The following is a 12,994-nucleotide window of genomic DNA, read 5'->3' as shown; positions in this document are numbered from 1 at the left end:
GCCCGCTCCACGCGTACTCGCACGGCGCGCAAGCGAATGCAGGCATCCGCGCCGGGGTCGGGGAGTCGGGATTGCGGGTCAGCCGATCAGGGCAGGAGGTGCGCGCGAGCGGGCGCCGGGGAAGACCGGCGAGGCGGGAATACCGGAGGAGGAGAGCTGTGCGACAGGGGCCCCAGCGACCGGCATGCTGTGATCGAGCAGAACCGGTGGCGGCGTCAGCGGCGGGCTGTGGATCAGCAGGCTGCAGTAGCCGCACTTCTCCATGAAGGCGTCGGCGGTGAGCGGTTGCTCGCCGTGGGAAGTCGGTGCCGCGTGTTGTGCAGCAGCCCGGTGCCCGTCCGAACAGGCCATCTCGTCCATGGCGGCGACCGCCGCACCATGGTCCATGGCCTTGCCATGCTCCATCGGCACGACGTGATCCATAGGCATGGCGTGATCCATCGGCATCGACTGGGAAACCAGCGGGCCGACATAGATCATCAGCATGGCGAACAGCGCCAGCCAGGTTCCTACGCCTTGTCGCGTGCGACGGGTCACGAAATGTCCTTGGGGATGGTGGGCCCCGCCTGAGGCGAGGTGCGCAATGATCGCATGGAGTGACAAAGCTCCGCTGCGGCAAGTAGACGCAGAATCAGTTAAGCACAGCGTTAAGCGCTAGGAAAAATTGCTCAAAATCAATAATTCAAACAATTTAATCTCACAGGACATTCTCCAGAGACTATTTCTACCAAATTTCCCCAAATGCTTGCCATTGGTCTTCCAGGCCTTTAGCTTGGCACTCATGAAAACCGCACACACCCTCATCCTGCTTCGCCAACACGCCTGCCTGCGCCTGGTCAGCCCGCGACTGCGTGGCTGAGCCCCCCTCCCCCGGTTTCGCCTCATTCAGATTTTTATGCGCCGGCCCCGCAGGCCGCAGAGAACAAGGATTCCGCTCATGAGCATGTTGAAAGACCCGTCGAAGAAATACCGCGCCTTCACCCAGATCACCCTGCCCGACCGTACCTGGCCGGACAAGATCATCGACAAGGCGCCGATCTGGTTGTCCACCGACCTGCGCGACGGCAACCAGTCCCTGATCGAGCCGATGGACGCCGAGAAGAAGATGCGCTTCTTCAAGTGCCTGGTGCAGGTCGGCCTGAAGGAAATCGAAGTGGGCTTCCCGTCCGCCTCGCAGACCGACTTCGACTTCGTTCGTGAGCTGATCGAGGGGGGCCACATTCCCGATGACGTCACCATCCAGGTACTGACCCAGGCTCGCGATGACCTCATCGAGCGCACCTTCGAGTCCCTCAAGGGCGCGAAGAAAGCCATCGTCCACTACTACAACGCCTGCGCACCGAGCTTCCGCAAGATCGTCTTCAACCAGGACAAGGCCGGCGTGAAAGCCATCGCCGTGGCCGCTGGCCAGACCATCAAGCGCCTGGCCGCCGCCGCGCCGGAAACCCAGTGGGGCTTCGAGTACTCGCCGGAGGTGTTCAGCTCCACCGAGACCGATTTCGCCGTCGAGGTGTGCAACGCGGTGATCGACGTGTTCCAGCCGACCCCGGCGAACCGTCTGATCCTCAATCTGCCTGCCACCGTCGAGTGCGCCACGCCGAACAACTATGCCGACCAGATCGAGTGGTTCGGCCGCCAGATCAACAAGCGTGACAGCGTGCTGATCAGCCTGCACACCCACAATGACCGTGGCACGGGCGTAGCCGCGTCGGAACTGGCGCTGATGGCCGGTGCCGACCGCGTCGAAGGCTGCCTGTTCGGCAACGGCGAGCGCACCGGCAACCTGTGCCTGGTGACCATGGCGCTGAACATGTATACCCAGGGCATCGACCCCGAGCTGGACTTCTCCGACATCGACGCCGTGCGCAAGGTGGTGGAAGAGTGCAACCAGATTCCGGTGCACCCGCGCCACCCGTACGTGGGCGACCTGGTCCACACCGCCTTCTCCGGCTCCCACCAGGACGCCATCCGCAAGGGCTTCGCCCAGCAGAAAGACGACGCCGTGTGGGAAGTGCCGTACCTGCCGATCGACCCGGCGGACATCGGCCGCAGCTACGAAGCGGTGATCCGCGTGAACAGCCAGTCCGGCAAGGGCGGCATCACCTTCCTGCTCGAACAGGAATACGGCATCAGCCTGCCGCGCCGCATGCAGATCGAGTTCAGCCAGGTCGTGCAGAACGAGACCGACCGCCTCGGCCTGGAAATGACCGCCGAGCAGATCTACACCCTGCTGCAGACCGAGTACCTGCAGGCCGTCTCCCCGTTCGGCCTGAAGAACTACCGCCTGCAGGAAGAGAACGGTATCTGCGCCATCGACATCGACGTGACTCACAAGGGCGAACAGCACCGTTGGCACGGCAAGGGCAAGGGCACCCTGGAAGCCTTGGTCGCCTCGCTGCCGGTGGACGTCGAGATCATGGACTACAACGAGCACGCCATCGGCGCCGGCACCAACGCCCGCGCGGCCGCCTACATCGAACTGCGCGTCGAGGGTGGTCGTTCGCTGCACGGCATCGGCATCGATGAAAACATCACCACCGCCAGTTTCCGCGCGCTGTTCAGCGCCCTGAACCGTGCGGTGACGCTGGGCCACGCGAAAGCAGCGTAAGTCTGGTTCAACCGTAGTCCCCCTTTGCCCCGGACGCCTCGTGCGTCCGGGGCTGTTTTCAACGGAGTGAAAACATGACCGATACATCGCAGGACAACCCTTTCCAGACGCCCGCCGCCGCACTTCAGGACGGCCCCGCCGTCGCCACGGGCGAACCGCTCTACCGTCTCGCCGCCGTGGGCATCGCCACCTTCTTCGGCACGCCGGTCGCCGGAGCCTGGATCATCGTCCAGAACCTCAAACGTCTGGGCCGCCACGCCCAGGTGCGCAACGCCTGGATCACCGGCATCGGTGCCCTCATCGCGATCTTCCTGCTGGGCATGTTCCTGCCGGATAGCGTCCCCGCCACTCCCATCAACATTGCCGCCGTCTTCGGCATGTATCACTACGCCAAGCAGCACACCGGCGGCGCCGTCGAGCAGCATGCGGCCCAGGGAGGCCAGTTCGCCTCCAACTGGCGCGCTTTCGGCGTCAGCCTGCTGTTCCTCCTCGCCGTCATGGCCGTGGTCTTCGGCGGAGCCTTTGTCCTAGCTCTGTTCGGACTGATCTGAATCATCCTCCGCACATCACCTAAAGATTCCCCCTAGCCCCCTAGGGGGAAGTCTCCGCAATGCTGGGGCTCGCCCCGATTACTCCCCGCTCTCCCCTTCCCTAGTCTTGCGTGCACTGCCGTGAAAGCGGCAGGCAAACAAAAAATCGTGTCACGCAATCAGACACTTTCGGCCGCCCCTGCCTTGCGTACAGAGGCGCCTGGTTACCTACAACAACAACGAGCTCGACGTGCTTGGCCATCTGCCTTCACCCGCTTCAGGAGCCAGTAACCGTGAACCCGCAATCTCCCCACCCACTATCCGTCCGTGCTTCCCGTTATTCCTGGTATGTCGTCGTGCTATGCATGGTGGCCTACATCTTCTCCTTCGTTGATCGGCAGATCCTCTCGCTGATGATCGAGCCGATCAAAGCCGATCTGCAGATCAGCGACACCCAGTTCAGCCTGCTCAGCGGGCTGGCCTTCTCGCTGTTCTATGCCTTCATGGGCCTGCCCATTGCCTACCTCGCCGACCGCTCCTCGCGGGTCAGGATCATCGCCATCGGCGTGGCCTTCTGGAGCATCGCCACCGCCGCGTGCGGGCTGTCGAAGAACTTCCTGCAGATGTTCCTGGCGCGCATGAGCGTGGGCGTCGGCGAGGCCGCGCTGACTCCGGCGACCTATTCGATGCTCAGCGACCTGTTCCCCAAGGAAAAGCTCGGCCGCGCACTGGGGCTTTACTCCATGGGTGCCTTCCTCGGCGGTGGCCTGGCCTTCCTGGTCGGCGGCTACGTGATCGAGGCGCTGCGCGACGTGCCGGCCATCGACCTGGGCTGGCTGGGCCAGGTGCGCTCCTGGCAGATCGCATTCTTCATCGTCGGCCTGCCCGGCGTGCTGGTGGCGCTGCTGATCGCGCTGACCATCCGCGACCCGGAGCGCAAGCTGGGCGATCGGGAACAAAAGGCAACGGTTCGTGACGGGCTGCGTTTCCTGCGCCGCCATCGCGCCACTTTCGCCTGCCACTACCTGGGCTTCTCCTTCTTCGCCATGTGCCAGTACGCGCTGATGGGCTGGGCACCGGCCATGTACATCCGCCAATACGGCCTGTCGCCACTGGAGGTGGGCTACATCCTCGGCGGCATCCTGCTGGTGCTCAACACTGCCGGGGTGTTCTGCGCCGGCTGGCTGGTGGACGGGCTGCAGAAGCGCGGGCGCAGCGACGCCGCGCTGATCAGCGGCATGCTCGGCGCCGCCTGCACCATTCCTTTCGTCATCGGCTCCGTGACAGCCGGTAACCTGCAGTTGTCGGTGCTGCTGATGGGCCCGGCGATGTTCTTCTGCGCCTTCTGCATCTCCACCTCGGCGGCCGCCATGCAGGTGCTCACGCCCAACCGCCTGCGCGCGCAGGTGTCGGCGCTGTTCCTGCTGGTCTCCAACCTGATCGGCCTGGGCGTCGGCACCACGCTGGTGGCTCTGCTCACCGACCACTACTTCAAGGACCCGAAGGCCGTCGGCTCCTCCATCGGCATCATTGTCACCCTCGCCGGGCTGCTCTGCCTGTGGCTGCTGGGCAGCGGTCGCAAGCACTTCCGCCGCAGCCTGGGCGAAGAGCAACGGGCCCGGCCCGAAGCCGCCGCGCCGCTGAACAGCACCACAGCCGCTGCGAACTGACCGCGTCCGCCCGACAAGACATAGGGCCGTTCGCCGGCGGGTCGCCCCGCGCCCCGGCGAACCGAGCCCAGGAGATGACGATGTTGCGTAATCGCTTTGCCAGTGCGCTGCTTTCCAGCGCGCTGTTGCCCCTCTGCGCCCAGGCCGACCTGATCGATGACAGCCGGCTCGACGCCACCCTGCGCAATTTCTACATGCTGCGCGATTACCACCAGGCAGATGCCCCGCAATCCCAGGCCGGCAGTTGGTCTCAGGCCGTACTGGCGCGCTTCGCGTCCGGCTATACCCAAGGCACCCTCGGTGTCGGTGTGGATTTCACCGGTTTCTACGCCCTGAAGCTCGACGGCGGCGCTGGCACCAGCAACGACAGCAACCTGCCCTATGACCGCTCGACCGGCGAGCCGGTGGACGACTTCAGCCGTGGTGGCGCCACGCTCAAGCTGCGCTATTCGAAGACCACGCTGAAGGTCGGCCTGCTGGAGCCGCGCCTGCCAGTGATCTTCCAGGACGATGTGCGCGTACTGCCGCAGACCTTTCAGGGCGTGATGCTGGAGTCGAAGGAGTCGGAGCGCTTCAAGTTCACTGCGGCCCAGTTGTGGAACACCAGCACCCGCGCCTCCAGCGATCGCGAGTCGTTCTACCTCGCCACTCGACCCGCCAGCCAGGACAGCAACAAGCTGAACCTGGGCGGCGTCGACGCGCAATGGACGCCGGGGCTGTCCACCAGCTACTACTTCGCCCAACTCGAGGACATCTATGACCAACACTATGTGGGAGCCAACTTCAAACAGCCGGTCGGGGAGAACACCGCGCTGCTCGGCACCCTGAGTTATTTCCACAACGAGGAATCCGGGCAGGCGTTGTCCGGTCGTATCGACAACCGCGCCTACGGGGCGCGGCTGGGCGTGAAGCACGGCGGCCACACGCTGTCGGCCACCTACCAGCGCATGCTGGGCGAGGACATGTTCCCCATGCTGCTGGGCAATACGCCGCAGCCCTACCTGGTCAACTGGGTCACCAACGGCGGGTTCTTCTGGGCGCAGGAGCGCTCCTATCAGTTGCGCTACGACTACGACTTCGCCAGCCTCGGGCTGCCGGGCCTGACCTTGATGACGCGCTACACCAAGGGCACCGACATTGCGCGCCCTGGCAAGGGCGATGGCCACGAGTACGAGCGCGATACGGATATCGGCTACACGATCCAGGACGGCCCACTGAAGTCGCTGTCATTCCTGATGCGCACCTCCACCGTGCGCAGCAGCTACGCCAGCGATTATGACGAGGTACGCTTCATCACCAGCTATCCGCTGGCGTTCTGAAGGCCCTGAAATGAAGAAGGCCCCTTTCGGGGCCTTCTTTATTCACTCGTCGTCGCCACTGGCCGTCACAGCGCCCAGGCAACACAGGCGATGCTGCTGTTCACCACCCTGCAGCAGCCAGCTCTCGTCCTCGGCCTGGTAGCTGGCCTCCATCACCTGGTTGTAGCTGAAGCGCCATTCGCGGCGGTCACGACCGTCGATGGATTCGATCTGCAGCACCACGTCTTCGCTGGCGAAGGGTTGCCCGGCGTTTGCGGCGGCGTCCGCCTGGTCCAGCAGTGCCTCGTTGAGCTCGAACTGCCAGGCATGCAGGCCGTCGATCAAGAGCATGTCGGCGGTTTCCAGCTGGTCCAGCAGGTAGGGAGTCGTGGTCATCTTTGGCACTCGGCAATTGGGCTGGCCGCCATGATAGACCAGCTGGCTGCCGGCTGCCGGTTATTCCGCCCGGCGCGGGCAGAGGCGGCGTCTACACTGAGGGTTCTCGCACACCCCTGAGGAGGCAAAGCCGATGCGTACACGCGAACTCGGACAATCGGGCCTGAAGATTCCCGCGCTGGTCTTCGGCGGCAATGTGTTCGGCTGGTCCGCCGACGAAGCGACCTCCTTCCGTCTGCTCGATGCGCTGCTCGACGCCGGTCTCAACTGCATCGACACCGCCGACGTGTACTCGCGCTGGGTGCCGGGGCACGAGGGCGGGGAGTCCGAAATCCTGATCGGCAAATGGCTGAAGAAAACCGGCAAGCGCAGCCAGGTACAGATCGCCACCAAGGTCGGCATGGACATGGGCAACGGTCACAAGGGCCTGTCGGCGGTATACATCGAACAGGCCCTGGGACGCTCGCTCAGGCGTCTGCAGACCGACTATATCGACCTCTACCAGTCCCACTGCGATGACCCGCACACCTCGATGGAGGAAACCATGGGCGCCTTCGCCGAAACGGTGAAGAGCGGCAAGGTGCGGGTGATCGGCGCGTCGAACCTGGAGGCCAGGCGCCTGCGCGAAGCGTGCGAAGTGTGCGACCGCCTGAAGCTGCCGAACTACCAGAGCCTGCAACCCAACTACAACCTCTACGACCGCGCCAACTACGAGACCAACCTGGAGCCCACGGTGCAGCAACTGGGATTGGGCGTGATCAGCTTCTATTCGCTGGCGGCGGGCTTCCTCACCGGCAAGTACCGCAGCGAGGCGGACCTGGGCAAGAGCAGCGTACGCGGCTACAAGGTGAAGAACTTCATGAACGAGCGCGGCTTTGCCATTCTCGACGCGCTGGAGGAAGTGGCTGGCGAACTCCGCGCTACGCCGACGCAGGTCGCCCTCGCCTGGCTGATGGCACGTCCCAGCATCACCGCGCCGATTGCCAGCGCCTCGAAACTGGAACAGTTGCCGGACCTGATCGCAGCGGTCGACCTGAAGCTGAGCGATGAGGCGATCCAGCGATTGAATGCTGCCAGTGCGTATTGAGCGGGGCGACTGGCCTGCGACTACAAACGGATATCGAACTGGTCGGCGTCGAGATTGGCCGGGAAGCGTTCCCGGTAAGCCGCCAGCTCCGCCGCGCTCAAGGCTATCTGGAAGACGCCATCGGCATTCCCGGCGGCCAGCAGATTGTCTCCCTGGAAATCCAGCACCTGGCTGTCGCCGGAATAGGCGTGGCCCTTGCCGTCTTCACCGACCCGGTTGACTGCCGCGACGTAGCACAGGTTTTCGATGGCTCGCGCCGGCAACAGCCGATTCCAGTGTTGGCGGCGCGCGGCCGGCCAGTTGGCGGTGTAGAGCAGCAGGTCAGTGTCCTGGGCATCTCGGCTCCAGACCGGGAAGCGCAGGTCGTAGCAGACCAGCGGGCGAATCCGCCAGCCCTTCCAATCCAGCAGCACCTGCTGTTCGCCCGGCGTGTAGTGCTTGTGCTCGCCAGCCATGCGGAACAGGTGGCGCTTGTCGTAGTGCTGCACTTCGCCATCCGGGCGCGCCCAGAGCAGGCGGTTGCGATGGCTGCCGTCAGCGGCGCGGATGATCACGCTGCCGCAGACTACGGCGTCCAGTTTCGCCGCCTGTTCGCGCAGCCAGACGTAGGTCTCGCCCTCCTCCGCTTCGGCCAGCGCTTCGGAATCCATGGAGAAGCCGGTGGTGAACATCTCCGGCAGGATCACCACGTCTGCGCCACGGGCGCTTTCCAGCAGCGCCTCGAAGCGCTCGCGGTTGGCCTTGGCGTCGTGCCAGACCAGGGTGGTCTGCACGAGGGCAAGCTTGAGGTCTGACAGTTGGCTCAGATCGCGCATAGTCGTTCCGCTGCCTGGCGCAGCGTCTCCTCTTTCTTGGCGAAGCAGAAGCGCACCAGGCGCATGTCCGCCGGGGCCTGCTGGTAGAACACCGAGACCGGAATGGCAGCCACGCCGTGCTCGCGGGTTAGCCATTCGGACATGGCGACGTCATCGAGGTCCGGGCGGATCGCCGAGTAATCGACCACCTGGAAATAGGTGCCGGCGGCGCGCTGGAAGGTGAAGCGCGAGCCTTCCAGCAGGTCGCAGAACAGGTCGCGCTTGGCCTGGTAGAAGCCCGGCAGCTCGCGCAAGTGCTCGGGATGCGCGGCCATGAAATCGGCCAGCGCCCACTGCAGCGGCGTCACGCCGCAAAAATTCACGTACTGGTGGATCTTGCGCATCTCCGCCGACAGCGCCGGCGGCGCCACCACGTAGCCGGTTTTCCAGCCGGTAACGTGGTAGGTCTTGCCAAAGGAGCTGATGACGAAGGCGCGCGGATACAGTTCGTCATGGGCCAGCACGCTGGCGTGCTGCACGCCGTCGTAGATCAGGTGCTCATAGACCTCGTCGCTGATCACGTAGATCTCTCGGTCGCGGATCAGCTCGGCCAGGCGATCCAGGTCGGCACGGTCGATCAGCGCACCGCTGGGGTTGTGCGGGCTGTTGAGGAAGATCAGGCGCGTGCGCGGGGTGATGGCATCCGCCAGGCGCTGCCAGTCGATGCGAAAATCCGGCTGGCTCAGGGCGACATGCACGCAGCGACCACCGGCCAGCTCTACCGAAGGCTCGTAGCTGTCGTAGCAAGGATCGAGGACGATGGCCTCATCACCGGCGCGGATCAGAGCCTGCACCGCGCAGAAGATACCTTCCGTCGCACCAGGAACGATAGTCACCTCGGTGTCGGCGCTGACGCTACGCCCATACAGGCTGGCAACCTTGATCGCTACTTGTTCGCGCAGCGCCGGCAGGCCGGTCATCGGGCTGTATTGGTTGTTTCCGGCCATGACATGGCGGGCGACCGCCTCGAGCAGCGGCGCGGGGCCGGGGAAGTCCGGGAAGCCCTGGGAGAGATTCAGCGCCCCGCTTTCGGCGGCGAGCTGGGACATGCGGGTGAAGATAGTGGTGCCGACATTCGGCAGTTTGCTGGTAAGCATGGCGTGACTGGAGGCTGCAGGCGATGGGAGGGAAGTCCCTACTCTATCGCCTGCGGCTTGCGGTCTAAAGCCTGACAGACGTTATTTACGTTTGTCCTTCTTCTTCTTCTCCGCCTTCTTGTGGTGAGACATGAGGCGGCGCTTCTTGTTGACCTGGCGATCGGTGAGCTGGGTCTTCTTGCCCTCGAACGGGTTGTCGCCGCCCTTATACTCGATGCGGATCGGCGTACCGACCAGCTTCAGCACGCGGCGGAAGGTCTTCTCCAGGTAGCGCGTGTAGGCCTTGGGCACCGCATCCACCTGGTTGCCGTGGATCACGATCAACGGCGGGTTGGCGCCCCCCAGGTGCGCATAGCGCAGCTTGATGCGGCGGCCGTTGACCATCGGCGGCTGGTGGACCTGGATGGCGTCCTCGAGGATCTGCGTCAGCTTGCTGGTGGGCCAGCGGGTCACGGCGGAGCGGAAGGAATCCTGCACCGACTTGTACAGGTGCCCAACGCCAGTGCCGTGCAGCGCGGAGATGAAGTGGATGTCGGCGAAGTCGGCGAACATCAGCCGGCGCTCGAGCTCGGTCTTCACGTAGTCACGCTCGGCCGACTCCATGCCATCCCACTTGTTCAGCGCAATGACCAGCGCGCGGCCGGTCTCCAGCACGAAACCAAGCAGGTTGAGGTCGTGCTCGACCACACCTTCGCGGGCGTCCATGACGAAGATGACCACGTTGGCGTCCTGGATCGCCTGCAGGGTCTTCACCACCGAGAACTTTTCCACCGCCTCGAAGATCTTGCCGCGACGACGTACGCCGGCGGTGTCGATCAGGGTGTACTTCTCTTCGTTGCGCTCGAAGGGGATGTAGATGCTGTCGCGGGTGGTGCCGGCCTGGTCGTACACGATCACCCGCTCTTCACCGAGCATGCGGTTGACCAGGGTGGACTTGCCGACGTTGGGGCGACCGATGATGGCGATCTTGATGCCATCCTTCTCGCTCGGGCCGGGGATGCGCTTGGCTTCCTCGCCCTCGGCGACCTCTTCCAGCTCGCTGGGCAGGTCGTTGTCTTCCGGCGCCTCGGGCTCCGGGGCGAACATCTCGCCCAACGCTTCCTGGAGCATCTGGGTGATGCCACGGCCGTGGGCGGCAGCGATCGGGATCGCATGCCCCAGAGCCAGCGGGCTGAACTCGGCGCGAGCGATGTCCGGATCGACGGTATCGACCTTGTTCGCCACCAGGTAGGTGCGCTTGTTCTTCTTGCGCAGGTGGTCGGCGATCATCTCGTCGGCGGCGGTGAGGCCCGCGCGGGAGTCGACCATGAACAGGACGGCATCGGCCTCTTCGATGGCCTGCAGCGACTGCTCGGCCATCTTGGCGTCGATACCCTCTTCGTCACCGGAAATACCGCCGGTATCGATGACGATGAATTTCTTGCCCTGCCACTTGGCCTCGCCGTACTGGCGGTCGCGGGTCAGACCTGCGTACTCGGCGACGATGGCGTCACGGGTGCGGGTCAGGCGGTTGAACAGGGTGGACTTGCCGACGTTCGGGCGGCCCACCAGGGCTATTACGGGAACCATGCGGCTCTCCAGGAAATTTGATTTTCAGAAAACACGACGGCCGCTGCCGTTTTTCACGGCAGCGGCCGGCAGTAACACTCAGCTTAGCGAATCGTGTAGGCGGCCAGCTTACCGCTGTTGCCGAACACGTACATCCAGCTGCCGACTACCAGCGGGCGAACCCGCACGCCGTCACCGTCAACCTTCTCGCGGCCAACGAAACGACCGTCCACCTGGCTCAGCAGGTGCACATAGCCTTCCAGGTCACCGACAACCACGTTGCTCGACAGCACGGCCGGAGCGGACAGCTGGCGGCGAGCCAGCGCGTCGTTGCTCCACAGCGAGGACGAACCACGGGAGTCGAGGCTTTCCACGGTGCCGCTGGCCTGGCTGATGAACACACTGCCAGTCCCTTCGGCGACGCCGACGTAGCTGGAAGCTTCACGCTGCCAGAGCACGCGGCCGGTGCCTACGTCCAGCGCCGCGGCGCGGCCCTGGTAGCTGGCGACGTAGAGAACATTGTCGATCAGCAGCAGACCGCCGTCGATGTCGACGACGCGGTCCAGCTCGGAACGGCCTTGCGGAATGGCAACGCGCTGCTCCCAGACCGGCAGGCCACGCTCGACGTCCACGGCGACGACCTTGCCGCTGGCCAGGCCGGCCAGGGCCAGGCGGCCAGCGATCAGCGGAGCGCCGGTGCCACGCAGAGTCAGCACCGGCACGGTGCCTTCGTAGATCCAGCGCTGATTGCCGGTGGCGGCATCGAAGCCGATCAGCTTGTCGTCCTGGGTCTGCACGACTACCACGTCACCGTTGGTGGCCGGGGCTGCCAGTACTTCGCTGCTCACCTTGGCGCGCCACTTCTGCTCGCCCGAACCGGAATCCAGGGCGATCACGTCACCGCGCAGAGTGCCCAGCAGGACCATGCCGTTACCCACGCCGACGGCGCCGGAGATGGGCAGGTCGAGGTCTTTCTTCCACAGCACTTCGCCGGTTTCGCGCTGCATGGCCATGACGCGGCCTTCGGCAGACGCGGCGTAGATGGTCTGGCCATCCACAGCGGGCTCGAGCAGGTTGTACAGGTCGCCCTGGCCGTCACCGACCGAACGGCTCCACTGTTTCTCCAGGCGGACCTCTTCCTTGAAATCGGTCAGCTCGGCCGGCGGCAGTTCCTTCTTGCTATTGCTGCTGCAACCCACAGCCATCAGGGTCAGTGCCAGCAGTGCAACGTGTTTCCAACGCAACATCTCAGGCGTCTCCCTTGGCCAGGTCGTCGAGTTTCATCTGCAGGGCGCCAACGGCGGCGTCTTCCGGCAGGGCAGCCTTGGCCTTTTCGTAGGCGACACGGGCGTCGTCGTTGCGCTTGAGCTGCAGCAGCAGGTCGCCGCGCAGTTCTTCGCGAGTGGCTACATAGGCCTTGTCGACGTTGCCGTCGAGCAGCTTGAGACCGTCCTCGGCCTTGCCCTGGGCAGCCAGGACACGCGCCAGGCGCTGCCGGGCCAGTTCGCCAAGGGTGGCATCCACCGGCTTGTCGACCACGGCCTTGAGCTCGAGGGCAGCGTCATCCAGCTTGCCGTTGTCCACGGCGACCTTGGCGACGAACAGGCGGCCGTACTGGGCGTACGGAGTACCGGCGTACTCGGTGGTCAGCTTGCCAGCGAGTTCGGCGACCTTGGCGGTGTCGGGCTTGCCGGCCGGGTTCAACGCAGTTTCCAGCAGGGCCTGGTAAATGATGGAAGCGCCCTGGGACTGGTTGGTCTGGTACTTTTTCCAGGCTTGCCAGCCGAACACCACGATCAACGCCAGAGCGGCGCCGGTCAGCAGGGGCATGCCGTTACGCTGCCACCAGTCCTTGATGTCAGCGATCTGTTCTTCTTCGGTACGGTTACTCACCCCAATACTCCTA

The 12,994-nt window shown here is 64.4% G+C and carries 12 protein-coding genes; 5 read left to right on the top strand and 7 right to left on the bottom strand.

What is annotated here, in order from left to right:
* Positions 1-78: 78 nt before the first annotated feature.
* Complete coding sequence (locus tag GJV37_RS01675; protein ID WP_193452106.1) at positions 79-537, bottom strand: DUF2946 domain-containing protein; 459 nt, start codon at positions 535-537, stop codon at positions 79-81.
* A 400-nt stretch (positions 538-937) separates the two neighbouring features.
* Between GJV37_RS01675 and leuA the strand changes: the two genes are divergently transcribed.
* The 4 genes from leuA (at position 938) to GJV37_RS01655 (ending at position 6,127) form a co-directional block, all read left to right on the top strand.
* Positions 938-2,608 carry a 2-isopropylmalate synthase gene (leuA, locus tag GJV37_RS01670; RefSeq protein ID WP_024762976.1) on the top strand — a complete coding sequence of 557 codons (1,671 nt, stop codon included), beginning with the start codon at positions 938-940 and terminating at the stop codon, positions 2,606-2,608.
* A 74-nt stretch (positions 2,609-2,682) separates the two neighbouring features.
* Positions 2,683-3,159 (top strand): hypothetical protein, encoded by a 477-nt coding sequence (locus tag GJV37_RS01665; protein WP_170859355.1) that lies wholly within the window; start codon positions 2,683-2,685, stop codon positions 3,157-3,159.
* 272 nt (positions 3,160-3,431) lie between these two features.
* Positions 3,432-4,808: a spinster family MFS transporter gene (locus GJV37_RS01660; RefSeq protein ID WP_065084664.1), complete on the top strand. Its 1,377-nt coding sequence runs from the start codon at positions 3,432-3,434 to the stop codon at positions 4,806-4,808.
* An 80-nt stretch (positions 4,809-4,888) separates the two neighbouring features.
* Positions 4,889-6,127 (top strand): OprD family porin, encoded by a 1,239-nt coding sequence (locus GJV37_RS01655; protein WP_170859356.1) that lies wholly within the window; start codon positions 4,889-4,891, stop codon positions 6,125-6,127.
* 42 nt (positions 6,128-6,169) lie between these two features.
* Here GJV37_RS01655 and GJV37_RS01650 read toward each other — a convergent pair whose 3' ends face one another.
* On the bottom strand, positions 6,170-6,502 hold the full coding sequence (locus GJV37_RS01650) for a DUF5629 family protein (RefSeq protein WP_037006648.1): 333 nt from the start codon (positions 6,500-6,502) through the stop codon (positions 6,170-6,172).
* A 133-nt stretch (positions 6,503-6,635) separates the two neighbouring features.
* Between GJV37_RS01650 and GJV37_RS01645 the strand changes: the two genes are divergently transcribed.
* Entirely contained in the window at positions 6,636-7,589 is a 954-nt protein-coding gene (locus tag GJV37_RS01645) for an aldo/keto reductase (protein WP_024762971.1), read from the top strand.
* Positions 7,590-7,609: 20 nt separating this feature from the next.
* Here GJV37_RS01645 and GJV37_RS01640 read toward each other — a convergent pair whose 3' ends face one another.
* The 5 genes from GJV37_RS01640 to GJV37_RS01620 all read right to left on the bottom strand — a co-directional run bounded on the left by GJV37_RS01640 (position 7,610) and on the right by GJV37_RS01620 (position 12,981).
* Positions 7,610-8,404: an amidohydrolase gene (locus GJV37_RS01640; protein WP_169888950.1), complete on the bottom strand. Its 795-nt coding sequence runs from the start codon at positions 8,402-8,404 to the stop codon at positions 7,610-7,612.
* Complete coding sequence (locus GJV37_RS01635) at positions 8,392-9,540, bottom strand: pyridoxal phosphate-dependent aminotransferase (protein WP_037014561.1); 1,149 nt, start codon at positions 9,538-9,540, stop codon at positions 8,392-8,394. Before GJV37_RS01635 ends, GJV37_RS01640 begins: the two co-directional genes overlap by 13 nt.
* Positions 9,541-9,621: 81 nt before the next feature.
* Positions 9,622-11,109 (bottom strand): ribosome biogenesis GTPase Der, encoded by a 1,488-nt coding sequence (gene der / locus GJV37_RS01630; protein WP_024762968.1) that lies wholly within the window; start codon positions 11,107-11,109, stop codon positions 9,622-9,624.
* 83 nt (positions 11,110-11,192) lie between these two features.
* Positions 11,193-12,335, bottom strand: a complete 1,143-nt coding sequence (gene bamB / locus GJV37_RS01625; RefSeq protein ID WP_170859357.1) for an outer membrane protein assembly factor BamB — start codon at positions 12,333-12,335, stop codon at positions 11,193-11,195.
* A 1-nt stretch (position 12,336) separates the two neighbouring features.
* Positions 12,337-12,981 carry a YfgM family protein gene (locus GJV37_RS01620; protein WP_037014564.1) on the bottom strand — a complete coding sequence of 215 codons (645 nt, stop codon included), beginning with the start codon at positions 12,979-12,981 and terminating at the stop codon, positions 12,337-12,339.
* Positions 12,982-12,994: the final 13 nt, after the last annotated feature.

The sequence above is a fragment of the Pseudomonas nitroreducens genome (assembly GCF_010994165.1).
GTDB lineage: Bacteria > Pseudomonadota > Gammaproteobacteria > Pseudomonadales > Pseudomonadaceae > Pseudomonas > Pseudomonas nitroreducens.
Note: the sequence above shows the minus strand (reverse complement) of the source record. Positions and strands in the feature narration are given on the sequence as shown.

Bases quoted from the DNA above. Each gene is read 5' to 3' on its own strand.
- GJV37_RS01650 (WP_037006648.1), bottom strand. From the start codon at position 6,502: ATGACCACGACTCCCTACCTGCTGGACCAGCTGGAAACCGCCGACATG.
- bamB (WP_170859357.1), bottom strand. From the start codon at position 12,335: ATGTTGCGTTGGAAACACGTTGCACTGCTGGCACTGACCCTGATGGCT.
- der (WP_024762968.1), bottom strand. From the start codon at position 11,109: ATGGTTCCCGTAATAGCCCTGGTGGGCCGCCCGAACGTCGGCAAGTCC.
- GJV37_RS01665 (WP_170859355.1), top strand. From the start codon at position 2,683: ATGACCGATACATCGCAGGACAACCCTTTCCAGACGCCCGCCGCCGCA.
- GJV37_RS01640 (WP_169888950.1), bottom strand. From the start codon at position 8,404: ATGCGCGATCTGAGCCAACTGTCAGACCTCAAGCTTGCCCTCGTGCAG.
- GJV37_RS01635 (WP_037014561.1), bottom strand. From the start codon at position 9,540: ATGCTTACCAGCAAACTGCCGAATGTCGGCACCACTATCTTCACCCGC.
- GJV37_RS01645 (WP_024762971.1), top strand. From the start codon at position 6,636: ATGCGTACACGCGAACTCGGACAATCGGGCCTGAAGATTCCCGCGCTG.
- GJV37_RS01655 (WP_170859356.1), top strand. From the start codon at position 4,889: ATGTTGCGTAATCGCTTTGCCAGTGCGCTGCTTTCCAGCGCGCTGTTG.
- leuA (WP_024762976.1), top strand. From the start codon at position 938: ATGAGCATGTTGAAAGACCCGTCGAAGAAATACCGCGCCTTCACCCAG.